The organism is Halorussus vallis, from assembly GCF_024138165.1.
Taxonomy (GTDB): Archaea; Halobacteriota; Halobacteria; order Halobacteriales; family Haladaptataceae; genus Halorussus; species Halorussus vallis.
On the sequence record NZ_CP100000.1, the window covers coordinates 1112970 to 1136240 of the forward strand.

Sequence of the window (23271 nt, forward strand, 5' to 3'; positions counted from 1 at the left end):
GTGGCGACCGGTCCTCGTCAGCGAACGGGAGCGGAACGGACCGCCGCGGGCGTTCTCCTTAACTCTCCGCGGTGAGAAGTGACGGCCAGCATGTCGGATACGGATTACGAGGAGTACGACGTGGTGGTCGTCGGCGGCGGACCGGGCGGCCTGACCGCGGCGCTGTACACCACGCGCCTCGGTCACGACACGGCGGTTATCGACCGGGGCGGCGGCCGGGCGGCGATGATGGCCGACACGCACAACGTCGTCGGCGTCACCGAGGACGTCTCGGGCGTCGAGTTTCTTGAAACCGCCCGCAAGCAGGTCGAATCGTACGGCGCCACCGTCATCTCGGAACTCGTCGAGGCGGCCGAACGACTCGACGACGGCCGGTTCCGCCTCGCGGCGGGCGACGGCGAGTACGTCGCCGAGCGGGTCGTCCTCGCCACCGGATTCACCGACGAACGCCCGGACCCGCCGCTTCCCCGAACCGGTCGAGGCCTCCACTACTGTCTGCACTGCGACGCCTACATGTTCATCGACAAGCCGGTGTACGTGATGGGGACCGGCGAGAGCGCCGCCTACGTGGCGATGATCATGCTCAACTTCACCGACGAGGTCGACCTGCTCCTGCGGGGCGACGACCCCGAGTGGAGCGACGAGACGGACGAACTGCTCCGGGCACACCCCGTCGACGTCATCGAGGCCGAAATCGCGGAGGCCAACACCGGCGACGACGGCTGGCTCGAGAGCTTCGCGTTCGAGGACGGGACCGTCCGCGAGTACCGCGGCGGTTTCCCGATGCACGGGGCGGACTACAACAGCGACCTCGCCGAACAACTCGGCTGCGACCTGAACGACGACGGGACCGTCGCGGTCGACGAGGACGGCGAAACCAGCGTCGAGGGCGTCTACGCCGTCGGCGACCTCACCCCCGGCCACAACCAGATTCCGGTCGCGATGGGCCAGGGCGCCGACGCCGGCATCGCGATCCACATGGACATCCGCGAGTACCCCAAGACGCTCGAAGAACTCGACGCCGAAGGGTCGGTCGACCCGGAGGCGGTGCCCGCGGTCTCCGAACATATCAGGGAGGCGGCCGCGACGTTCGCCGTCGGCGAAGAGGACTGAGCCGAGGCGGGCGCCGCGTGCCGAGCGGCGAACCGCGCAGAATCCGGGCGTCAGTCGTCGCGCTGGCTCAGCCACTCGGCGAGCAGCGTCCGAATCGCCGCCTCGCGGTTGTCGCGATGGTCCGCGAACGCGATGTCGTCGACGGCGTCGAGTTCCTCGTCCTCGAGTTCGATAGTAACTTCCTCCATGTCGAGGTGGTCGAGATGCATCTTGGACAGTCTGCGAACGGCAAGCACATATACGTTCGTCAGACGGACGTTTGACGGGGCGCGAACCGACGGGGAATCGGACGAAGGCGCCGCTCGCCGGCGGTCGGCGCTTGTGCTGGTACTCGACGCTGACTGCGCGGTCGGAGTCGGGACGATGCGCGGTCGGGGCCGGGACGACCGCCCGAACATCCGGGACTGTCACCGCAGAAGTTCAGTTTGGGGGTAGTGGTAGCGGGATACCAGCCCGGGATGACAGTCACTGGAAGCGGCCAGTTTCCGTCGTTTGGACATCACCATCCAGAATGTTAAGCGTTCTCACCGAACAGATTCGAACTGGTAGATTCGGCGCGGGTTTCGGACTCGAATCCACAGCGGACCTTTCAAGCCGACGGCCGACCAACGTCCGGCGACGGACCGACGATGAAACATCTCCCCAAGCACCTCCGACCGCGCTGGCGCTACCTCGCCGTCGAACTCGAAACGTGGCCCGACGCCTCGGTCGGGCGCCGGGACTTCCAGCGGAGCGTCTGGTTCGCGGCCCAGAACCTGCTGGGCGACGTCGGGAGCGCCGACGCCGACCTGAAGGTCCTCCAGTTCGAGTTCTCGGAGGGCGCCGGCGAAGCCGTGGTTCGCGCCCGCCACGGCCACGTCGAGGAGGCCCGCGCGGTGCTGGCCTGCGTCCACGAAATCCGCGGCGACCCCGTGGGCCTGCGAGTCGCCGGTATAAGCGGTACGGTACGTGCCTGTGAAGAAAAGTATTTAGGAGCAGACGCCGAATTTTCGGGCGAGAGAAAAGTCGTGTTCGAGGACGCCCACCGTTCCGCCGTCGTTCGGAACGGACTCCTCGACGTGCGGATGGATGGTGCGTTCGCGGGCGCGACGGAACTCGATTTCGAGTGATACTATGCAGGGACAAGCCCAACAGCAGGCCTACGACCGTGGGATTACGATTTTCTCCCCGGACGGACGGCTCTACCAGGTCGAGTACGCCCGCGAAGCCGTCAAGCGCGGCACGGCGAGCATCGGCGTCCGCACCGAAGGCGGCGTCGTGCTCGCGGTGGACAAACGCATCCGTTCGGAGTTGATGGAGCGGACGAGCGTCGAGAAGATTCACAAGGCCGACGACCACATCGGCATCGCCTCGGCGGGCCACGTCGCCGACGCCCGCCAGCTCATCGACTTCGCCCGGCGGCAGGCGCAGGTCAACCACCTCCGCTACGGCGAACCCATCGGCGTCGAGACGCTGACCAAGGAGGTCACCGACCACATCCAGCAGTACACCCAGGTCGGCGGCGCGCGCCCGTTCGGCGTCGCGCTCATTATCGGCGGCATCGAGGACGGCGAACCCCGCCTCTACGAGACGGACCCGTCGGGGACGCCCTACGAGTGGAAGGCGCTGGCGGTCGGCGCCGACCGCGGCGAGATTCAGGACTATCTCGAGGAGAACTACAACGAGAACGCCGACCTCGACGGCGGCATCGAACTGGCGCTCCGCGCGCTGGGCACCGTCAACGACGACGAACTCTCGCCGGAGGGCGTCGGCATCGCAACCATCGACGCCGAGTCCGAGCAGTTCGTCGAACTCACCGACGAGGAGATTGAGGAGTATCTCGGCGAACTCGAACTGCTCGGCGAGGGCGGCGGCGACGAGTCCGAACCCGAAGAGTAACGAGTTCGAAGCCACCGACGCCGCATCGTCGGCAATCGACCCTTCTCCCGCGGTTTCACCCGACCACCGGCGGGGCTCGCGATTCGGTGAGCGACGCGACCGACGAGACGCGACGAGCGACCACGGGCGACCGGCGACTGACGACCGGTCGGTAGCCTGAATCGGAGCGGCGACAGACCCCGGTCGGAGCGTCAGGATTCGAGGACGCCGATTCGTTCGCCGCGGTAGCCGAACACGGTCTGGTAGCCGTACGCCGACATCAGTACGGGCCAGAACGCCGCCTCGGCGACCAGTTCGTCGCCGTCGGCCGCCGCGAACGCCTCGCCCGCCGCGACCTGCTGGAAGTTCTCGGCGAACACCTCGTACTCGTCTGCCGGGGGCTTGGGGACCGGATTGCCGAGGCCGAACACCGTCACGTCGTCGCGGGCGGCGCCGACGACCGGTTCGTCGTCGGCGAGTACGCCGGTCGCTTCGAGGAAGCCGTAGACGAGTTCGACCGCGTTCTCGGCCGCCCGCTCGGAGCCCTGATAGCCGCACTCGACTTCGAGCGTGTGGGGGTACGAGATGAGTCGGCCCTCGCTCTCCTCGCCGGTTTGGACCAGCACCGAGACGGGGAGGAACGGACACAGCGACCGGGCGACCGCGCCGACCGTGTCCACGAGCGCGAACGGTTCGCCGTACGACTGGGTGGAGTGGAGCGACAGCGTGGTGCAGTCCCGGAGTTCGCTCGCGAGCGCCGACGCCAGTCGCCCCTCGTGGGTGTCGGCGTTCGGGTCGCCGGGGAACGCTCGGTTCAGGTCCTCCTCGACGTACCGAACGCCCTTCTCCAGCGCCTCCTCGTTCGCCACGACGAGTTTCACCGGGCGCTCGACGTCGGGGGCGTCGGAGAGCAGACGTTCGACCGCGCGGACGCCGCAGGGTTCGTCGCCGTGTATCGCCGCGACGACCGCCACTTCGGGCGTGCCGTCGCCCAACTGCTCGATTCGCATGGCCAAAATTGCGGGCCAGGCGAGCCTTGAGCGTTTCGGCTCCGGCGGCGCTCGGGGGACGAAGAATGGCGACCGAGTTACAGTTCGCAGAGCGTTTCGATGCGGGTGGCGAGCGCCTCGCCGCTCTCGGTCGCGGCGACGAGGTCGTGTTCCTGCTCGTAGGCCGCGAGGTCGGCGTCGGTGAGTCGCGGGACGTGGGTGTGGTACAGCGAGAGGTAGATTCCCAGCACGGTTTCGGGGTCGATCTCCGACAGGGGCTTCCCGCGCTCCTCGACCGCGACCTCGTCGGCGAGGTCCGGGAGCGTCAACTCCCGGTGGGTCAACAGCGTCCGGAGCGCACACCGCCGGCGCTCGTCGGCGAGCACGTCCAGCAGGGTCCCCGCGGAGACGGCGAGGTCGGCGGCGTCGATCTCGTCGACCGCGGCCAGCGACCGTTCGAGGAGGTCGTCGGCCTCGTACCGGACCGTCCCGCGGTCGACGTCGCGGTCGGCGTAGCCGACGTCGGCGAGTCGGGGGAGCACCGAGTGGTGGAGCAACGTCGTCGCGCGGTCGGCGTCGAGCGAGTCGTCGGCGGCCGCCAGGCCCGCCGCGAGGTCGTCGACGGTGACCGTCCGACTCCCCGCCTTCGCGAGGTGGCGGACGACGGTCCGACAGCGGGGGTCGGCGAGCACCGCGAAGACGGTTCCGCGGTCGTCCCTGCCGGGACCCTGCCGGGCCGCGTCGGTCCGGGGGAGGTCGTGTGTGTTGTCGGTCGAGGTCATTGTCGTCTCCGTTTCGGCGTCGAGCGGGCCGGGCCGGGCGCCGCGTCGACGGTCGAGCGAGCCGGCCCGACCCCCGAACCGGCCGATTTCCTGGGGGAGTCCGGCCGCGTCGCCGGTTCGCGACGACGACCGCGGTGGGGGCTACGGCGGCTTCGTACCCGATACGTGTGCCCCGAGGCAGTATATAAGTTCTTTATTCCGCTTGAGTTCAGACTCGATAACACGCATCACGCGTCAGTCCAGCGACTCCGCGTACGCGAAGTCCGAGTCGTCGGCCGTCGGCCGCGCGCCGTCGAGTTCGATGCGCCACCCCGCCAGCACCTCCGGGTCGTCCAGCGCGTCGGTCATCGTCGCCCGCACGTCCGGCAGGTCAACGCCGTAGAAGTCGTCGGGGACGCCGTGGAGGTACTGGAGCGCGGTTTCGAACAGCGAGCGCATCCCGCCGTCGTCCTCGAAGTCGAAGTGCTTGTACGCGCCCGCCGCGACCTGCACCATCCCGTGGAGGAACTTCGACTCGGTGGTTCCGCTGCCGTAGTTGTACCACTCGTCCTCGAAGCAGTCGTGGGACTCGTGGAACTCCCCCGAGTTGAACAGGCGGACGCCGTGGACCGTCGCGCGCCGGAGGGTTCCGTGCTCCCAGATGCCGGTGTGGGGGTTCCATCCCGTCGGCGTCCCCGATGTCGGCGGCGGGACGTCCGGCGCGTGGGTGTGGTCGTCCATGCCCGACCGTTTGGAGTTCCGGCCGGGTAACTCCTCGGAACGGTCGCGACCCAAACAGCTACCGGGCCGAGTGGCGAACGTCCCTCCGTGTCGGTCACCCACGATTACCACGTCCACTCGAACTACTCCGACGGAACGCAGATGCCCCGGATGCTCGCCGCCGCCGAGGAGGCCGGCCTCGACGCGGTGGGCTTCGCCGACCACTGCAACGTCTCCGAGCGCGATTGGCTCCGGCGGGGCAAGCGCGAGCACGGCATCAACCTCGACCGAACCTACGACCTTCGTCGCGGGGCCATCGAGTCGCTCCGCGAGCGGTACGACCTGGAGATCTACGACGCGGTGGAACTCGACTACGACCCGCGCGACGAAGTGGCGATAGAGGCGTTCCTCGCCGAGGCCGACTTCGACTACGCCATCGGAAGCGTCCACCGGGTCGACGGCACCAACGTCCAGCGCAGTGGTCCCTTCGAGGAGATGTCCGAGCGCGACCGCCGGGCGTTCGTCGACGACTACTACGACCGACTGGTTTCGCTGGTCGAGTCCGAACTGTTCGAGATCGCGGCCCACGCCGACCTGGTCCAGCGGACCTCCGCGCTCCGGGGGTTCGCCACCGACGACCACTACGAGATGGCGGCCGACGCCTTCGCCCGGTCGCGGACGGTCCCGGAACTCAACGCCGGGCGGGCGCTCCGAGAGTCCTACGGCGAGTTCCACCCCGAACCGGCGTTCGCGGAACGCCTCCGCGAGCGCGGCGTCGCGTTCGTCGCCGGGTCGGATTCGCACGCCCCCGGGGAACTGCCCGAGCGCGTCGACGCGCTCGGGCGGGCGTTCGACGAGTGGGAGACGGAGCCGATTCGGCTGGACGTGACGCGATAACGGAACTCCGGGGCGAGAAGTCGGCTACAGTCGCCGGTCGAGGTAGTCCTCGACCAGTCGGAACGTCCGAATCTTCTGGTCGATGTCGGTGCTGCCGTGGCCCTCCTCGCCGAGTTCCTCGTACTCGAAGTCGCCGTCCTCGCCCTCGGTCCATCCGCGTTCTTCGAGCGCGTCCCGGAATCGTCGCGCCTGCGAAACCGGACACCGCGGGTCGTTGACGCCGTGAATCATCTGGATGGGTCGCCCCATCGCCTCGACGTGCGTGATGGGACTTCGCTCGCGCCACAGGTCGGCGTCGTCCTCGGGGTCACCCATCTGTTCCTCCAGTATCGACCGGAAGTGGGGCATCGAGTCCTCGTAGAGGGCGTGGAGGTCGGTGATGCCCACCGACGCGATGCCGGTCGTCCAGAGGTCGGGGCGGGTCGTCAACTGCACGTAGACGCTGTACCCGCCGAAGGACCCGCCGTACACCGCGATTCGCTCGTCGTCTGTCCACTCCTTGCGCTTCAGCCACCTCGCACCCGCCGCGACGTCCTCCTGTTCGCGGCCGCCCCAGTCGCCGTGGATGCGGTTCTTGAACTCCCGGCCGCGACCGGTCGACCCCCGATAGTTCGGCATCAGGACGCTGTAGCCGCGGCTCACGAGGAACTGGGCGTAGGGGTCGAAGCGCTTCTGGAACTGGGCGTGGGGGCCGCCGTGGACCCGGACGACCGCAGGCGACGGTCGCTCGCCCGAGTCGTACAGGAGCGCGCCGATTTCGAGTCCGTCGGGCGACTCGTAGGTGACGTACTCGGCCGACGCGAAGTCCGCGGGGTCGAGGTCGCCGTAGTCGGCTTCGAGCAGCACCTCGCGCTCGTCGGTCGAGAGGTCGTAGCGATACAACTGCTTTCGCGAGTCGGTGGCGGTGTGGCTGACGACGAACGCGTCGTCAGAGACGAACACGCCCCTGTCGGAGTGGGGGAGCGACGCGACGCCCTCGGGGAAGTCGAGTTCGCGCGAATCGCCGTCGAGGCCGTAGAAGACTGGGACGACGCCCGCCTCGCGCGTCCGGGTGGCGAGGAACCCCGACCCGTCGGGCCGGAACGCGACCGGCGCCTCCTCGAACTCACCGGTACCGTACCACGTCACTTCGTCCTTCGCGAGGTCGTAGACGCCGCAGCGCGAGAGGTCCTCGGTGTCGTCGGCGAGCAGGAGGCGGTCGCCGGCGGGACCGAACGCGACTGGGTAGGTTTCGGCGCCGTCCTCGCCGACCGGGAGTCGGCGGGCGTTGCCGCCGTCGGCGTCGGCGACGTAGGCGTCCCGGTTCTCGAGGTCGTCGGACTCGTTGGTCGCGTACGCGATTCGCTCCCCGTCAGGGGCAACCGGGGCGTACCACACCGGCAGGTCGTAGTCGGTCAGTTTCTCGACGTCGCTCCCGTCGAGCGCGCACCGGTAGAGGTTCATCTGCTCGCCCGCGTCGCTGCCGAACACGAGGGAGTCGTCGGTCACGCTCTGGAGGACGCACTGACCGTCGAGCGAGACGACGCGCTCGGCGTCGCCGTCGAGCGAGACGGCCCATAGGTCGTTCTGTTCGTCGCCGTCGTCGTCGAGGTGGAAGAAGACCTGCTCGCCGTCGGGACCCCAGTGGACCGGCCACCGGGCGCTCCGGGGAACTTCGCCGTCGGTGAGGCGGGTCATCTCGTCCGTCTCGGCGTCTATCACGTGGAGTTCGTTCCGTCCGGTGCCGTCCCAGTAGACGGCGACGTGCTCACCGTCGGGCGAGGCGACCGGGTGGTAGAACTCGGGGAGACCGGCCAGTTCGGCCAGGGGAAGGCGGTCGGGCATGCCAGTACGTGGAAACCGTTAGTTAGTCAACGTTTCGGTGGTCGGGCGAGGCCCGTCTCTCGAAGCGGTCCGGACGGGTCGTCCGACGCGACGGCCGCCGCTGGCGGCGTCGCGTCGGTAGAAGTTTGCGAGGGCCCGCGGTGGGCCGATTGTTGCGAGGGAAGAACGCTCCGAAGCGGTCTTCCGGCACTCTTGCGAGTGCGAGGGAAGGGATTTGAACCCTTGGACCCCTACGGGAGCGGATCTTGAGTCCGCCGCCGTTTCCAGGCTTGGCTACCCTCGCACACAGTACCGCGTACGTGCTTTCCGGATTATAATCTCACGGTTTCGATTCGGCTGTCACTTCGACGGCTGGGACGGCGCTCCCGGGACTCGAAACCTCCGGCGTACCGTGGGTGGCGAACGCGGTTTCGAAACCGAGACGGGGGGTTTCTGGGTCGAGGACAGCATTTATCCAATCGACGTGCATAGGAAGCGTCGAAAGCGGTCCACCTCCAAGGGTACTTCATTAATGTCACACCGAGAACACAGAGACGCCGGTCGACACCAGTCGGACGGACTCTCCCAACACCAGCGATATCTCAACGACCTCTACCAAATCACGTCCGACACCACCCTCTCGTTCGAGGAGAAAGTCGAGCAGTTGCTGACGGTGGGATGCGACTACTTCGACGTCGGCATCGGCATGTTGACCCACGAGCGGAAGGACTGCTTCGAAATCGAACAGATGGTGGGCTCGCACCCCGTCATCGGGGAGGGAACGCTCACCCCGCCGATGACGGACAACTACTGCCGGCACGTCGTCGAAAGCGGCGAAACCACGTGCGTGCACGACGCCGGCGACGCCGGTTGGGAAGACGACGCCCTCTATCACGAGTTCGACTTGCAGTGCTACGCCGGCGTGAAGGTCACCGCCAGAAACGAGACGTACGGGACGTTCGCCTTCTCGGACCTGTCGCCGCGCGACCGCGCGTTCACCTCGGCCGACCAAACGTTCCTCGAACTGATGGGCCAGTGCGTGAACTACGAACTCGAACGGAAACAGCGGGTTGACTACCTGACGGCGCTCAACGCGCTGTCGCGCGAACTGATGGGCGTCAAGACGACCGCCGACGTGAGCGAACGCGTGGTCGAAGCCGCGAGCACCACGCTCGACCTGCCGGTCACGGCCATCGCGCTCTACGACGACCGCGACCGGTTGCAGTCGGTGGCCCGGACCGACGCCGCCGAGGAAGTGCTCGACGGAAATTCGCTGTTCGGCGGCGAAGACGGGGCCTGCTGGGAGGCGTACGTCGACGGAGCCTCACGCCGCGTATCCGGTTCGCTCGACGGATTGGACGCGGCGGCCCACCCGTCGGTTTCCGAACTCGCCGTCTTCCCGCTGGGCGACCACGGGGTGTTCGTCACCGGTTCGAGCGCGTCCGACGGCTTTCGGTCGTCCGACTTCGACTTCGTCGAAACGGTCGCCGCGAACACGAAGGCCGCGCTCGATAGGGCCGAACGCGAGCGAGCGCTCGAACGCCAGAACAGTCGGCTCGAGAGCTTCGCGAGCATGCTGGCCCACGAACTGCGCAACCCGCTCTCCATCGCGCAGATATATCACCGCCAGGCGGTCGAGGGAGACGGAGACGCCGCCGCCGAGGTGACGGCCGCGCTGGACCGTATCGAGGAGATGATCGACGTGCTACTGGTCACGGCGAGGAAGGGCGAGTCCGTCATCGACTGGGAGGACGTGTCGCTCGCCGAGGCCGCCGCCGACGCGTGGTCGGACGCCTCCACGGAGTCGGCCGACCTCCTCGTCGAAACCGATCGGACGGTCCGGAGCGACCCCGTCCACCTCCACCACATGCTCGAGAACCTGTTCCAGAACAGCGTCGAACACAGCGAGACGACCGTCACCGTCCGCATCGGCGACCTTCCAGGCGGATTCTACGTCGAGGACGACGGGCCGGGCATCGCGACCGACGAGAGCGAGACGGTGTTCGAGGCCGGACACACGACGGAGACGAACGGATTCGGCCTCGGACTGACGTTCGTCAAGCAACTCGCGGACGTCTACGGTTGGGACTGCACCTTGACCGAGAGCGAGTCGGGCGGCGCCCGGTTCGAGTTCACCGACGTCGACGTTAGCTCATCGGCGGAGTAGTGCTCGGCCCGGGGCCGGGCGTCCGTCTCTCGATGCGCTCGCCGACGGAGGCGCGTCGCACCTCGTTCGCGTGGCGGCGGGTCGCGCGTCGCGGTTCACGGTTTCTGTCTCGGAGATGCCGCTCGCGTCCGGTCGGACCGGACGCCGTTCGCCGGGCGTCGGGTCGCACGAACGAGTCGCGGCCGATTACCGTCACTCCTCGCGGCGGTTTCGTCGACGCGCCCCGTCGGGCGGCCGAATCTCGACGACGCCGTCCCAGTAGACGGTCACGTCGCAGTCGTCGACCCGGAAGCTGATGCAACCGCCCTCCCGACGGAGTTCGCCGGCGTGGGTCGGTTCGTAGACGGCGTTCAGCGCGTCGGGGTTGACGCTCTCGTACAGCGGGTCGATTTCGGTCGAAGGCGTGTTCGTCACCGCCGCGACGGCGTCGATGACCGTCGCCGTCAGCGACCGGTCGTCCCGCCAATCGTGCATGAGTCTGTACGTCTCCGTCTTCGAATCGAACTCGACCGCCGCGGCGGCGTCGTTCGAGCCCATCGAGTCCCCCACCATTGAGCATCAATAGCACACTACCGCCCATAAAAATTGTTGGCGAAGATGAACAAATAGCGCGAGACACGTTTCGTTCGTTATGATTGAGGGTGTTCGATTATCGACGGTCGGCCGCACGAGGTAGACCCAACGCCGCCTCGGGCCGCCTCCGAGCGCGAACCGACAGCCCTTTTCGCTTCAGAGCCGACGGATTCGGTCATGACGGACCACGAGGACCGACTCGCGGTGGCCGAGCGCGCGGCGACCGCGGGAAGCGAAGTCGCCGCAGAGGGGTTCCGGGCCGGCCTCGACATCGAAACCAAGGCCGGCAAGACCGACGTGGTGACCGAGGCCGACCGGAACGCCCAGCGCCGGGTCATCGAGGTCATCCGCGAGGAGTTCCCCGACGACGCCATCGTCGGCGAGGAGGAAGACGAACTGAAGGAGGTGCCCGAGACGGGCGACGCGTGGGTCGTCGACCCCATCGACGGCACCAACAACTACGTCCGCGAGATACCCGTCTGGACGACGAGCGTGGCGGCGGTCCGGGACGGCGAACCGGTCGCGGCGGTCAACGCCGCGCCGGCGCTCGGCGACACCTACGTCGCCGACGCCGACGGCGTTCGGGTCGACGGCGAGTCGGTGTCGGTCAGCGAGCGCACGGACCCCGAGACGTTCGCGGTCGCGCCGACCATCTGGTGGGACTTCGACCGGCGCGACGAGTACGCCGGCATCTGCCGGGGAATCGTCGAGCGGTTCGGCGACATGCGGCGGTTCGGTTCCGCCCAGCTCACGCTGGCGATGGTCGCCCGCGGGTCGCTGGAGGGGACGGTCACGAACCTCGCGGCGAACCCGTGGGACACCGTCGCGGGCGTCCACATGGTCCGGCGGGCCGGCGGCACCGTCACCGACCTCGACGGCGACCGGTGGCGCCACGACAGCGTCGGACTGGTCGCCTCGAACGGCGAGGCCCACGACGAACTCCTGGCGGCCGCCAGGAGCGTTGCGTAACCCCGCGGGATGGACCAACGGTGAGCGCGTCGTTGATTCGAGGCCGAGGCGGGAAACACACCTCTCGGCGTCGAGGAGAATTCTAAGGTTATATAGTGTGAAAGAATTTGGTGTAAGGTATGGAACTCGATGATACCGACCGCGCCATCCTCCAGGCGCTACAGGAGAACGCTCGAACGCCGTTCAGCGAGATAGCGAGGCGAATCGATATGTCGAGTGCGACCGTCCACGACCGCGTCAACCGGATGGAGGAGGCGGGCGTCATCGAGGGGTACCACGCGAAGGTCGACCCGAAGGCGCTCGACTACGGCATCTCCGCCATCGTCGGCCTCCAGGTGGAGCAGGGCCAGGAGGAGGACACCCTCGGCCGCCTCGACGACATCGACGGCGTCCAGGAGGTCCACCTCACGACCGGTTCGTGGGACGTCCTGATGCGGGTGTACGCCCGGGACGCCGACAACCTCCGGGAACTCATGTTCGACAACATCGCCCAGATGGAGGGGTTCGCCCGCTCGCAGACGATGGTCATCCTGGGGACGCCCTACGAGAGCGACGAACTCCCCATCGAAGTCGAAGAGTGAACCGGCGCGGTCGGCGCCGCGGCGAGGCGGTTCGCCGACGGACCGCTCCGTGATGGTCGCGAGACACCGCCGCACGGTCGGGAACGGCGGCCGACGGCTCGACTCCCGGCGTCGCCGGGAGTCGAGACCGGAACCGTAAAACGGGCGGATTGCGGCTTGGACGATATGGGCACCGCTATCGACGGAACCGACAACGAACGCCTGTGGGGCGGGACGGTCCTCGCGCTGCTGGTCGCGCTGGTCGGCGGCGCGCTGGCGTTCCCCAAACGGGTGTACGACGGGTTCATCTGGCACTACTTCTGGGGGCCGGTGCTGGCCGACGCCAAGAGCGCCCAGTGTGCGGTGCGGAGCGGCGGGTCGACCCGCTACCTCTACGACGCCGCGGCCTGCCGGGCGGCGGCCGAACCGGTCGCCGTGCCGGGCTACACGCTCGTCTCGGAGGTCGGTTACGCGGTGACGATGCTGCTGGCGCTGGTCGGGGTCGTCTTCCTGCTCCGGCGACTCGGCATCGGCCAGGACCGCGCGCTGTTCTACTCGCTGTTCCCCTACATGCTGTTCGGCGGGGCGCTCCGCGTGGTCGAGGACGCCAACGACGCCGTTCCCCAGGGCGTCGAGTCGGCCGTCCCGTTCCCGTGGAACACCCTCATCATCAGTCCGGTCATCTACTTCACGATGTTCGCGCTCACGCTGGTCGCGTTGCTGGTCAGCGTCGAACTCGACGAACACGACGTCGTCGGCGACTACGGCCGCCCGCTCGCGGGCATCGGTACGGCCCTGCTGGTCGGGTCGCTCGGCTACCTAACGTTGCTGGCGTTCACGACCGACTACGTCTCTTTCTACCCCCAGATCACCGTCATCGTCTTGGTCGGCGCCACGCTCGTCACCGCCGTCGTCTGGTGGGCGCTCGAACGGTACGCGCCGTACATCAACGCCGGCACGCGCAGGATGGGTCTGGTCGTCATCTGGGCGCACGCGGTCGACGGCGTCGCCAACGTCGTCGGCATCGACTGGGCGCGCGAACTCGGCCTGCCCGCCGATCTGGTGCCCAAACATCCGGTCAACCGCGCGCTCATCGGCGTCGGCGAGCAGTTCCCCCAACCGGTCGTGGACCTGATCGGGACCGCGTGGCCGTTCCTGTTGGTCAAGATCGTCGCGGCGGTGTTCGTCGTCTGGGTGTTCGACGAGGAGATATTCGAGGAGAGTCCGCGCTACGCCATCCTCCTGATGGTGGCCATCGTCGCGGTCGGCCTCGGGCCGGGCACGCGCGACATGCTCCGGGCGACGTTCGGCATCTGAGAAAAGGCGGTTTTTCAGGTTCCGAGGCGCTGGAGCGTCGACTCCGGGAAGTACCGCTCCCCGCAGTCTTGGCACTCCGCGATTTCGACCTCGGCCGGCGACCCGAACCCGAGCGCCTCGGCGGTGATCTCCCTGCGAGCGAGCGGGGACCCGCAGGTCGCACAGTCCAGTTCGAACTCGGTCGTCACGGCAGCGACACCCCCGACAGACCGAACTCGTTCGTGACAAATAATGACATACCCTAGCACGTACTCCGGCCGGTGACTTAAATCCCGGCGGTGGTAGTGAACGTCCGGCGAGTCGCGGTGACCGCTCGGAACGCCGGGCGCGTTTCCGTCGTCCGTACCCCCGGTCGCGGCTCGCGATTTAGGCTCGACCCCGACGCCGTGCCGCCTTCAGGGGTACGGATGCGGCTCGCGGTCCGGTCGGAACTCGAAGCCGAGTTCGGCCGGGACGGTCCGGGCGCGCTCGCCGAAGAAGGAGTCGCCGGTGAACAGCGGTTGGGCGTCGGGGACCAGCACCCGGACCGCCTCAAAGCCGAGCGACGCGAGGTCTCTGGTCGTCAGGCGGGCGGCGAACGCCGTGAGGTCGGCGTCGGCGAGGCGGTCGAGGACCGCGTCGAGTTCGGCGGTCCCCTCCGGCGGTTCCGACGGGCCGACGCTCGCGCTCGGAATCGCCGTCTCCGCGTCGACGAACTCGCGGGCCGGGTCGGGGAAGTCGGCGTACCGACCGATGGCGCCGTCGGCGTCGGCGGCGTCCTCGCGGCCCATCGAGCGGAGTTCGGTCCAGTTCTGGAGCGCCTCGGCCAACGCCGACGCCGCCGCGGCGTCCGGGTCGAGGTCGGCATCGGAGCCGACCGCGAACCTCGGCCACTCGTCTTCGCGGTGGACCGCGACGGCGACCACCGGCACGTCGACGTCGCCCGTGACGAGCAGCGGCGTCACCGAGAGGTCCTCGGCGCGCGCCCGGCGGGCGAGCGTCTCGAACCGCTCGTCGGCGACGGTCAGTTCCAGCGGTTCGAACGTCGAATACCAGGCCACCATCGTCGCGTCACGCTCGATTACCTCGTAGAGGCCCGACAGCACCGCCTGCGCGGGCGAATTACCCAGACCCAAACCGGTCGTTATCGAGGGCTTGTGGCGGGCGGCGGGCGGCGGAAAGTGGACGAACTCCGCCGGCAGGTGGACCGACGACCCGGTGTGAAGGTCACGACCCCGGACCCACGGGAGCGCCTCGCCGGGGTCGAAGTCGGGATAGTCGTCGGGCCGGACGAACGCGGACGGCGCGACCGCCGAATCGAGATCGCCCGCGCGGGCGACCTCGAAGGCCGACTCCCGGTAGACGCCCGCGGCGTACCGCTCCAGCGCCTCGCCCAGCGCCTTCATCAGCGCCTCGTTCCAGTCGGCCGCCACGCCCGCGGCCTGCTCGGCGGCCTGCGCGTCGCTGAACCCGGTCGTATCGCCGATCTCAGCGAGGTAGTAGGGAACGGGGAACGACTCGGCCTCGCCGACCGACCGGACGACGCCCACGCGGTCGTCGACGGTCAGTTCCGCTCGCGAGAACGCGTCGTCGAGAGTCGTTTCGTCGTACTGGAGGGCCCGCCAGCGGTCGTGGCCGGCGACGCCCGTCGAGTCGGCGTCGGGCGCCGACGCCGACTCGTCGCACTCGCAGTTCGGCGCGGGCAGGAGGCGTCGTTCGGCGTGCGGAACTTCGACGACCCCGCCGAGAATCGTCGACTCGCCGCCCGACAGCAGGCGCGCCGCCTCGCGCCCGGCGATCGCGCCCGCGAAGCGGGCGGTCGCCGGGTCGTACTCGGGGTCGGCTTCGTCCGTCTCATCGTCGGTCGCATTGGCGGCGACCCGTGTCCGCAGGCACTCGTAGCAGGCCGTCTCGGGGGCGAACCCCGAGACGGCGGCGTCGGCGGTCACCCGGTGGCGACCGCCGACGCCGCCGAGTTCGACGGCGAGCCACGGCGTCCCGCTCTCCCTAGCGATTCGGTTCGCGCGCTCGAACTCGCGTCGGCCGACTTCGCCGACGACGACGGCGAAGTCGGCCGACGCGACGCCGTCTACGTCGGTTCCGGTCGCGCGTGCGCTCGCGTCGGCGAGCGCCGCGCGAACCGCCTCGGCGGCCGGCCCCGCTCCGACGAGCGCGACTGTCGGCGTGTCCATGGCTCGACGGTCGGAGCCGAGGGGTAAAAACGCGATGTTACCGGTCCCGCGAAGACGGCGATAACGACGAAACCGTGAGGGTGCGACACGGCGACCGAATTCGACACCGCGAGAGTGCTACCGCTGGCGGGTCGAGGGCGCGAAAAAGCGTGAATCCACTCAGTTGAGCATGCTCTGGGCGACGCCCGCGAGCTGGTCCGTGTCGGCGTTCCGCAGGTCATCGTTGGCGAGCTTCAGGCGGAGACGGGGTCGGCCCACGTCGATGGGCACCTTCTCCGTGCCGATGAGGCCCATGTCCTCGAGCTTCGTCTTCGTCCGCGAGAACGTCGCCTTGCTGGCGATGCCGACGTCCTCGCCCCACTTGCTGATGTCGTACAGCAGGGCTTCGTTCTTCGCGGCCACGAGCAGGCTGATGGTGACCTCGTCCAGACCGTCGCCGTCGCCGCGAGCGGTCTCCATCGAGGCGAGCACCTCGTCGAAGTCCTCCTGGGCGTCGGGGCTGATCTCCTCGCCGAGCGTCTCGCGGACCCGCGTGATCGGGGGCGTGCGGAGCGAGAACTCGTCGGCGCTCTCCCACTGGTCGTTGTAGGACTCGTAGGCCTCCGAGACGAACGTCCCGTTGGCGGCGGTGAGGCCGCCGACGTGGTCGGCGGCGGTCACGAGCGCGACGACGACCTCGTCGGTGACGAGCAGCGAGTTGCTCGGTACCTCGCTGGTCGTGCGAAGCGAGAGGTTACCCGCGTCGATGAGGTCGGCCGCGTTGCTCGCGACGATGAAGTCCTCCATGACGTCCTTGAGCGTCCCCTCCTGTGCGAGCATGCGCAGGGACGGGAGGTCGCCGTCGTACGCGGTGGCGACGTTGATTAGCTCTTCGATGGTGTCCCTCGACGGGTTGACGACCAGCAGCGTCTCCGGAGCGTCGTCGATGACGCTCCGAAGGATCTCGCCGATCTCCTTGTCGAGCAGGTTCGATTCCGTGTCCATGCGGCGACAAACGTTTTACCCCTACTTAATTTTAACGTTAGTAATGGCAGGAAATCACGGATTATACGGGCAGATGAATCGGTAAGCTCCGTAATTCTAACCGAACTCCCCCGCGGGATTTCGGTTTCACACGAACTATCGGTTGTATTATGTGACGTCCGAGAGCGGGCGACGGCGACGCCAGCGTTCGTCTCATTGCTTCTACGAGAGGTATCGTAGTTTCAACGGCGTCTTTCCAAATGTTATTCTCGCTATAACTAATTGATGAAAGGTACGAAAGAATGAAGTGAGATAAGCGGGTATGGGAGGATACGCCATGCGTGACAAAGTTCGACAATGGTTCGTACGGCACCCGCGAGCGATGAACGGCGCGTACACGCTGATGCTGGCCGGCGGGTACATGATGGAAATCGGGCTTCTGGACGCGACCGGCGGCACGAACGGTCCGTAAACACCGGTCGACACGTCCGCAACCCCGATCAGTTCGTCAACTTTTCGCGCAGTTCGTCCGACCAGTAGAACGTCCCGTCGTAGACCAGCGGCATCTTGGCGCGTTCGAGGAACGTGAGCAGTTCTTCCTGGGAGAAGACCGACTCGGTCGTCGCGCCGTTGAGGTAGAGTTCGTCGTGCCTGTCGTCGTAGATCTGGAAGCAACCGCCGGGGCTACTCAGCGGGAGATTCCGTAGCGAGACAGTGAACTGCCGCCCGTCGATTCGCTCGAGCGTCGCGAACACCGGAAACCGGTTGTCGCACTGCGTGAGCTGGCGGGAGCCGTCGCCGACGACGGCGTAATCCTTCCCCGTCATGATGCGGCGCCGGGCGAGGTGGAGCGCGTGGGCGATGCTGTAGCCGTTGATGAGCAGTCGAGCGAACGCCACGCCGACTTTCACGGCCTGCTTGTTCAACACCTTCGTGAACGTCACCGCGCCCGCGACGCTCCCCCGTCGGACGAGGTCCCGGCCCTCGTAGTACGACCCGCAGGCGTTCAGGAAGAACGTCTGGACGTTGCTCTCCTCGATGTCCGAAACCGGGAGGTGACCGTTCGAACACCGCAGACCGTCGGCCTCGCAGTGCCCGATGTAGTGGACGAAGTCGTGTCGCGATTCGAGGACGTCGGCGAGTTCGTCCTTCCGGAGGTACTCGTGGACGGTCACGTCGATGGGGAGGTCCTTCGCGCGCTCGCGGTAGATGTTGGCGACCTCCTCGTGTTCGTCGGCCATCTCCTCGTCGTTGAGGATGACCGTCACGTCGATGTCGCCGCCGGTCTGGTCGAGGTACTTGAATCGGTTCTCGTAGGCCTCGGGGACGACCTTGAACACGTCTATCGGCACGCCCTCGGCGAGCCAGCCGTGAACGCGGCCCTCGTGGAGGACGGGGTCGCGCCTGTCGACCGACTTGACCGGGCCGGACGACCCCCGTGCCACCTCGGCGGTGGCCGTCTCCGGCGTCCCCGCGTCGGGGGCGGGTCGCTTGGCGCGGTAGAAGTCGTCGATGGATCGATTGAGGAGTTCGTTCTTCTCGAGGTCCGACGATTCGGGCAGGTAGACCAGGCTGAGACTATCGAGGAAGTACGGGAGCATCGTCGCGTTGCCCGGGACGGGGTCGACGTACATCGAGAGGTGCCACTCGGGCAGGTCGTCGTCGATGCGTTCGTAGGCGGCGTCGAGGTACGTCGCCAGTCGCTCGGCCGGACTCGCCCGGTAGGTCGACTCGGCGTCGACGTCCAACCGGTCGAGCAGCGGCAGTTCCGCCAGTTCCCAGCTGTACTCGCCGGCGTTCCGGACGAGGCAGTCGAGGAAGAACACCCGCCGAAGCAGGTCGGCGACCTCGTGCTGGAAGCACGGAAGCGGCGCGAACGCGCGGTCGACGTCGCCCTCCGGGGCGCGTAACACCGGCGCCCCGCGGTCGGCGACGCGGAGTCGCGCCTGCAGGTAGTACGCGAGCGGCGCCGCGACGAAGACGTACCGGAGGTCGTCTGGCACCACGAGTTCGATGCCGGTTTCGAAGCGCTCGCGGCGGACCCGCTCGGGAATCTCGGTCCGCTCGCCGAGTTCGACCTTCGGCGGGTGGCCCCGGAGGTTGGGGTACGAACGTTCGGGGCCGGACACCTTGTGCGAGGAGGGGAGGTGCGTCACGGCCTCGGCCACGCCCGACGGCGTGGGCGCGACGGTGATGGTGTCGACCGGTTCCTCGTGGTGACTCCGGAAGCCGAAGGTCAGGAGCGTCGGTTCGGGGAACCGGAGGTAGAGGTCGTTGAAGTCGTCGCTCTTCCAGACCGTCGCCCGGCCCGAGAATCGGAGGTACGTCTTGATGTTGAGACTCACGTCGAGCAGGTAGTCGTCGTCGGGGAGTTCCAGCGGGGTGGTGTCGCCGCCGTGCTGGTACTCCTCGCCGGATTCGAGGCCCAGTACCCGGACCACCGCCGCGGGGAGGCGGAGTTCGGAGACGAAACCGGAGACGGTCGCGTCGACCGGACGGTCGATGTCGTGGCGCTCGTCGGTTCGTTCCCATCCGCGAGCGTCGATAGGCACCTCCGTCTTGGTTCGGTCGTAGACCCGCAACCCGGTCTCCGTCTCCTCCCACTCGATCATGTCGGCGTCACACAAGGTGTCTCACCCCGTCTTTATATTTCTGTCGGCACTGCAAGGAGTCCCGCTAAGGGTACACTTATGCCCCGGGACGCACCGATTTTCCCTATGGAGTACGACCGCGTCCGGGCAGTCGACCCGCAGGTCGCAGACGCCCTCGAATCGGAAGTCGAGCGCCAGCGCGAAACCCTGGCGATGATCGCGAGCGAGAACCACGTCAGCGAAGCGGTCCTGCAAGCCCAGGGGAGCGTCCTCACCAACAAGTACGCCGAGGGCTACCCCGGGTCGCGGTACTACGCGGGTTGCGAGAACGCCGACGAGATAGAGAACCTCGCCGTCGAGCGCGCCAAGGAGTTGTGGGGCGCCGAACACGTCAACGTCCAGCCCCACTCGGGGACCCAGGCGAACATGGGCGTCTACCTCGCCATGCTCGAACCCGGCGACAAAATCCTCTCGCTCGACCTGACCCACGGCGGCCACCTGAGCCACGGTCACCCCGCGAACTTCACCGGAAAGCTCTACGACGTCGAACAGTACGAGGTCGACGCCGAGACGGGCTACATCGACTACGACCAACTCGCCGAGAAGGCCGAGTCGTTCGACCCCGACATCGTCGTCTCCGGCTACTCGGCGTACCCCCGCGCCGTCGAGTGGGAGACCATCCAGGAGGTCGCCGACTCGGTCGACGCCTACCACCTCGCCGACATCGCCCACATCACCGGCCTGGTCGCCGCCGGCGTCCACCCCTCGCCGGTCGGCATCGCCGACTTCGTCACCGGGTCGACCCACAAGACCATCCGGGCCGGCCGGGGCGGCATCATCATGACGAAAGAGGAGTACGCCGACGACGTCGACAGCGCCGTCTTCCCCGGGGCGCAGGGCGGCCCGCTCATGCACAACATCGCGGGCAAGGCCGTCGGCTTCAAGGAGGCGCTCGAACCCGAGTTCGAAGCGTACGCTCAGCAGGTCGTCGACAACGCCAAGGCGCTCGCCGACACGTTCCAGGAGCAGGGCCTCGGCGTCGTCTCCGGCGGGACCGACACCCACCTCGTGCTGGTGGACCTCCGGGAGTCCCACCCGGACCTCACGGGCGGCGACGCCGAAGACGCGCTCGAATCGACGGGCATCGTTCTCAACGCCAACACCGTCCCCGGCGAAACCCGCTCGGCGTTCAACCCCAGCGGCATCCGCGCGGGCACGCCCGCGCTCACGACCCGCGGGTTCGACGAGGAGGATACGCGCTACGTCGGCGAACTCATCGCCGACGTCGTCGACAATCCCGACGACGAGGACGTGAAGGCCGAAGTGGCCGAGGAAGTGCTCGACCTCTGCGAGCAGAACCCGCTGTACGAGTAACCGAACCCGGTTCTTTTTCGGCTTCACCGGTTCGAGTCGGCGTCGGAGTTCCCTCTTGTCGTTCACCGCCAAGACAGAACGCTCGGCCGGCGTACCGACGCCAGTCCGAATTTCGTTGCACGTTCGTGCCTATTTGGAGTCCAGAAACACCCAAGATGAGCACGAACCCGAGAGTTCAAGGGCGTCGGCGTCCCACTGACCGACAATGACCGAGATAATCGACGGCAACGCCGTCGCCGAGGACGTACGCGAGGGCCTGCAGGGCAGCATCGAGACGCTCGCCGACGCGGGCGTCCGCCCCGGACTCGCGACCGTCCTGATGAGCGACGACCCCGCGAGCGAGACGTACGTCTCGATGAAACAGCGCGACTGCGAGGAGGTCGGCATCGAGGGCATCCACGTCGAACTCGACGAGGACGCGCCCGCGCAGGACCTCTACGACACCGTCGACGACCTCAACGCCGACCCCGAGGTCCACGGCATCCTGGTCCAGATGCCGGTGGTCGACCAAGTCGATACCCGCCGCGTGCTCCGGTCGGTCGACCCCGCGAAGGACGTCGACGGCTTCCACCCCGAGAACGTCGGCCGACTCGTCGCCGGGAACGCCCGCTTCAAGCCCTGTACGCCCCACGGCATCCAGAAGCTCCTCGAAGCCGCGGACGTCGAAACCGAGGGTGCGGAGGCGGTCGTGGTCGGGCGCTCGGACATCGTCGGCAAGCCGATGGCGAACCTCCTCGTCCAGAAGGCGCCGTTCGGCAACGCGACCACGACGGTCTGTCACTCGCGCACGGAGGACCTCGCGGCCCACACCCGCGAGGCCGACGTCGTCGTCGCGGCCGCGGGCGTCCCCGAGATGATAGACGGGTCGATGCTGAAGGAGGGTTCGACGGTCATCGACGTCGGCATCAACCGCGTCGACGCCGACACCGAGAAGGGCTACGAACTCGTCGGCGACGTCGACTTCGAATCCGCGAAGGAGGTCGCTGGCGCCATCACGCCCGTCCCCGGCGGCGTCGGGCCGATGACCCGCGCGATGCTGCTCTACAACACCGTGAAGGCCGCCGGCGAACAGGAAGGCGTCGAAGTCGACCTGCCGTAACTCGTTCTCCTCGCCGTACTCACCGCCGCCGATTCGCCTCGCGGTCGGCTTCCGCGAGACGCTCGGCCTCGGTTTTCAGCCGGTCGCTCTCCTTGGCGGCGTCGGCTCCGCTGTTGTAGACGTAACGGATGTACTCCTCGCCCGACCCCTCGACTTCCCGGTCGGTCGACTCGTCACCGCCGGCGTTCCGCCGTCGGACGTACCACGCGACCACGACGACCAGCAGAGTTGTGAAACCGACGAGTCGAACGACCGAGCCGTCTCCGAAGAACGCCGCGACGCCCGTGGCGCGCGCGAGGTCGGCGTCGACCCACGCCCAGAGCACCCCGGCGAGCAGAACGAACGCCAACAGCAGTTCGGCCGCGCGGTGGCGGAGAGAGCCGTCGTCCGTCGCCATGGTCGGAGAGTCGAGTTCCCTCGCTAAAAATGTTGGTCCCCCAATGTAAACGGCGCCGCGTCACTCCGCCAGTCGTTCGAAGCGGTCGCGCGCGCTGACCAGCGCGTCCTCGTCGTCGTCACGCAGGTACGCGGCCACGTCGCGGGCCGCCGCCGCGAGTCGTTCGGCCGCCTCGGGGTCGACGTCGCCGTCGAGCGCGAGGACGCGCCTGGCGTGGTCGCCGAGCGTCTCCAGGGCGTCGCGGCCTAACTCGTCGGCGCCGTACTCGTCGGCCCAGTCGGCCATCTCGCCGCGGTACTCCCGGACCGCCTCGCCGTACGCGAGGCCGCGGAGCGTCCGAAACGACGACGGGACCTCGCCGGGCGCGGGCCGTTCGTCCCGGTCGGCACACCGGAGGAGTTCGAGGAAGTACCACTCCTCGTCGTCGCTGACGTCCATCGCGCGACCGACCTCGGCGGCGACGTGACGGAGTTCCCGGGCCAACAGGTAGGTGTCGTCGAGTTCGACCAGGTCGCCGCCGCGGACGAACCCGCGCCGGCGGACGTACGACCGGGCCGCCTCCTCAGCGAGTTCCGCGACCCGGCGAAGCGGTTCGGCGTCGACGGCGTCGCGCGCCGCGGTCAGGTCGAGTTCGCCGGGGTCGTCGGTGTGGAGTTCGCGCGAGTCCTCGACGCCGACGCTGTGGAGACTTCCGCAGGATGGACACTCGACGCTCCCCGTCTCGTAGTAGGACCACCGCGTCCCGCAGTCCTTGCAATCGCGCTCGCCGCGGACCTTCATGGGGGTTGCTTGGGCGGCCGAACACAAAATCTCCGCGAAAGTTCTGACCCGGCGTCTCGGGTGGCCGAATTCGTGCCGTCGCCGGCCGAACGCCGGTCGCCGCCGCTCGGCCACCACGATGGCACCGGAAACCCCGACATGCCTCAACGCTTATACTTCGGGTCTACGAA

23 protein-coding genes and 1 tRNA gene are annotated in these 23271 nt (G+C 67.8%); 11 read left to right on the top strand and 13 right to left on the bottom strand.

The features are described 5' to 3' along the window. The first annotated feature begins 90 nt into the window (after positions 1–90). Entirely contained in the window at positions 91–1113 is a 1023-nt protein-coding gene (locus tag NGM07_RS05775; protein ID WP_253518243.1) for an NAD(P)/FAD-dependent oxidoreductase, read from the top strand. A 50-nt stretch (positions 1114–1163) separates the two neighbouring features. Here NGM07_RS05775 and NGM07_RS05780 read toward each other — a convergent pair whose 3' ends face one another. Further along, entirely contained in the window at positions 1164–1322 is a 159-nt protein-coding gene (locus NGM07_RS05780; protein WP_253518245.1) for a ribbon-helix-helix protein, CopG family, read from the bottom strand. A gap of 420 nt (positions 1323–1742) precedes the next feature. Here NGM07_RS05780 and NGM07_RS05785 point away from each other — a divergent pair, with 420 nt between their 5' ends. Next, complete coding sequence (locus tag NGM07_RS05785) at positions 1743–2222, top strand: Rpp14/Pop5 family protein (protein ID WP_253518248.1); 480 nt, start codon at positions 1743–1745, stop codon at positions 2220–2222. 4 nt (positions 2223–2226) lie between these two features. Continuing rightward, positions 2227–2991, top strand: a complete 765-nt coding sequence (gene psmA / locus NGM07_RS05790) for an archaeal proteasome endopeptidase complex subunit alpha (RefSeq protein ID WP_253518251.1) — start codon at positions 2227–2229, stop codon at positions 2989–2991. A gap of 191 nt (positions 2992–3182) precedes the next feature. Here psmA and NGM07_RS05795 read toward each other — a convergent pair whose 3' ends face one another. The 3 genes from NGM07_RS05795 to NGM07_RS05805 form a co-directional block, all read right to left on the bottom strand. Beyond that, complete coding sequence (locus tag NGM07_RS05795) at positions 3183–3980, bottom strand: M14 family metallopeptidase (protein ID WP_253518254.1); 798 nt, start codon at positions 3978–3980, stop codon at positions 3183–3185. A gap of 77 nt (positions 3981–4057) precedes the next feature. After that, positions 4058–4741 carry a DUF7344 domain-containing protein gene (locus NGM07_RS05800; protein WP_253518257.1) on the bottom strand — a complete coding sequence of 228 codons (684 nt, stop codon included), beginning with the start codon at positions 4739–4741 and terminating at the stop codon, positions 4058–4060. 234 nt (positions 4742–4975) lie between these two features. Then, positions 4976–5461 carry a DUF309 domain-containing protein gene (locus tag NGM07_RS05805; RefSeq protein ID WP_253518260.1) on the bottom strand — a complete coding sequence of 162 codons (486 nt, stop codon included), beginning with the start codon at positions 5459–5461 and terminating at the stop codon, positions 4976–4978. Between the two features lie 87 nt (positions 5462–5548). Between NGM07_RS05805 and NGM07_RS05810 the strand changes: the two genes are divergently transcribed. After that, positions 5549–6337 carry a PHP domain-containing protein gene (locus NGM07_RS05810; RefSeq protein WP_253518263.1) on the top strand — a complete coding sequence of 263 codons (789 nt, stop codon included), beginning with the start codon at positions 5549–5551 and terminating at the stop codon, positions 6335–6337. A 24-nt stretch (positions 6338–6361) separates the two neighbouring features. Here NGM07_RS05810 and NGM07_RS05815 read toward each other — a convergent pair whose 3' ends face one another. After that, positions 6362–8161: a S9 family peptidase gene (locus NGM07_RS05815; protein WP_253518265.1), complete on the bottom strand. Its 1800-nt coding sequence runs from the start codon at positions 8159–8161 to the stop codon at positions 6362–6364. 199 nt (positions 8162–8360) lie between these two features. Next, positions 8361–8444 (bottom strand) — tRNA-Leu (locus NGM07_RS05820). 228 nt (positions 8445–8672) lie between these two features. Between NGM07_RS05820 and NGM07_RS05825 the strand changes: the two genes are divergently transcribed. Continuing rightward, a complete protein-coding gene (locus NGM07_RS05825; RefSeq protein WP_253518267.1) occupies positions 8673–10307 on the top strand; it encodes a sensor histidine kinase in 1635 nt (544 codons plus the stop codon). A 192-nt stretch (positions 10308–10499) separates the two neighbouring features. Here the strand turns inward: NGM07_RS05825 and NGM07_RS05830 are convergent, their stop codons facing one another. Beyond that, on the bottom strand, positions 10500–10859 hold the full coding sequence (locus tag NGM07_RS05830; protein ID WP_253518269.1) for a HalOD1 output domain-containing protein: 360 nt from the start codon (positions 10857–10859) through the stop codon (positions 10500–10502). Between the two features lie 198 nt (positions 10860–11057). On the opposite strand from NGM07_RS05830, the gene NGM07_RS05835 reads away from it, so the two are divergent. The 3 genes from NGM07_RS05835 to NGM07_RS05845 all read left to right on the top strand — a co-directional run bounded on the left by NGM07_RS05835 (position 11058) and on the right by NGM07_RS05845 (position 13726). Beyond that, a complete protein-coding gene (locus NGM07_RS05835) occupies positions 11058–11849 on the top strand; it encodes an inositol monophosphatase family protein (RefSeq protein WP_253518271.1) in 792 nt (263 codons plus the stop codon). 119 nt (positions 11850–11968) lie between these two features. After that, positions 11969–12430, top strand: a complete 462-nt coding sequence (locus tag NGM07_RS05840) for an Lrp/AsnC family transcriptional regulator (protein ID WP_253518273.1) — start codon at positions 11969–11971, stop codon at positions 12428–12430. 165 nt (positions 12431–12595) lie between these two features. Then, positions 12596–13726 (top strand): DUF63 family protein, encoded by a 1131-nt coding sequence (locus NGM07_RS05845; RefSeq protein ID WP_253518274.1) that lies wholly within the window; start codon positions 12596–12598, stop codon positions 13724–13726. A 14-nt stretch (positions 13727–13740) separates the two neighbouring features. Here NGM07_RS05845 and NGM07_RS05850 read toward each other — a convergent pair whose 3' ends face one another. The 3 genes from NGM07_RS05850 to tbsP form a co-directional block, all read right to left on the bottom strand. Then, positions 13741–13914 (bottom strand): hypothetical protein, encoded by a 174-nt coding sequence (locus NGM07_RS05850; RefSeq protein ID WP_253518276.1) that lies wholly within the window; start codon positions 13912–13914, stop codon positions 13741–13743. Between the two features lie 207 nt (positions 13915–14121). Continuing rightward, positions 14122–15897, bottom strand: coding sequence for a YcaO-like family protein (locus tag NGM07_RS05855; protein ID WP_253518278.1), 1776 nt, complete (start codon positions 15895–15897; stop codon positions 14122–14124). 159 nt (positions 15898–16056) lie between these two features. Beyond that, complete coding sequence (gene tbsP / locus NGM07_RS05860) at positions 16057–16881, bottom strand: transcriptional regulator TbsP (protein WP_253518279.1); 825 nt, start codon at positions 16879–16881, stop codon at positions 16057–16059. A gap of 316 nt (positions 16882–17197) precedes the next feature. Here tbsP and NGM07_RS25305 point away from each other — a divergent pair, with 316 nt between their 5' ends. Next, complete coding sequence (locus tag NGM07_RS25305; RefSeq protein ID WP_256524825.1) at positions 17198–17332, top strand: hypothetical protein; 135 nt, start codon at positions 17198–17200, stop codon at positions 17330–17332. Between the two features lie 28 nt (positions 17333–17360). On the opposite strand, the gene NGM07_RS05865 is transcribed toward NGM07_RS25305, so the two are convergent. Continuing rightward, positions 17361–19472 (bottom strand): hypothetical protein, encoded by a 2112-nt coding sequence (locus NGM07_RS05865; RefSeq protein ID WP_253518282.1) that lies wholly within the window; start codon positions 19470–19472, stop codon positions 17361–17363. Between the two features lie 105 nt (positions 19473–19577). On the opposite strand from NGM07_RS05865, the gene glyA reads away from it, so the two are divergent. Then, positions 19578–20825 carry a serine hydroxymethyltransferase gene (gene glyA / locus NGM07_RS05870; RefSeq protein WP_253518285.1) on the top strand — a complete coding sequence of 416 codons (1248 nt, stop codon included), beginning with the start codon at positions 19578–19580 and terminating at the stop codon, positions 20823–20825. 205 nt (positions 20826–21030) lie between these two features. After that, positions 21031–21924 carry a bifunctional methylenetetrahydrofolate dehydrogenase/methenyltetrahydrofolate cyclohydrolase gene (locus NGM07_RS05875; RefSeq protein WP_253518287.1) on the top strand — a complete coding sequence of 298 codons (894 nt, stop codon included), beginning with the start codon at positions 21031–21033 and terminating at the stop codon, positions 21922–21924. Positions 21925–21943: 19 nt separating this feature from the next. On the opposite strand, the gene NGM07_RS05880 is transcribed toward NGM07_RS05875, so the two are convergent. Together NGM07_RS05880 and NGM07_RS05885 are read right to left on the bottom strand one after the other, a co-directional pair. Next, the gene (locus tag NGM07_RS05880; RefSeq protein WP_253518290.1) at positions 21944–22321 is read right to left on the bottom strand and encodes a hypothetical protein; all 378 of its coding nucleotides are present in this window, start codon (positions 22319–22321) and stop codon (positions 21944–21946) included. Between the two features lie 60 nt (positions 22322–22381). Next, positions 22382–23101, bottom strand: a complete 720-nt coding sequence (locus NGM07_RS05885; protein WP_253518293.1) for a DUF7117 family protein — start codon at positions 23099–23101, stop codon at positions 22382–22384. Between the last annotated feature and the right edge of the window lie 170 nt (positions 23102–23271).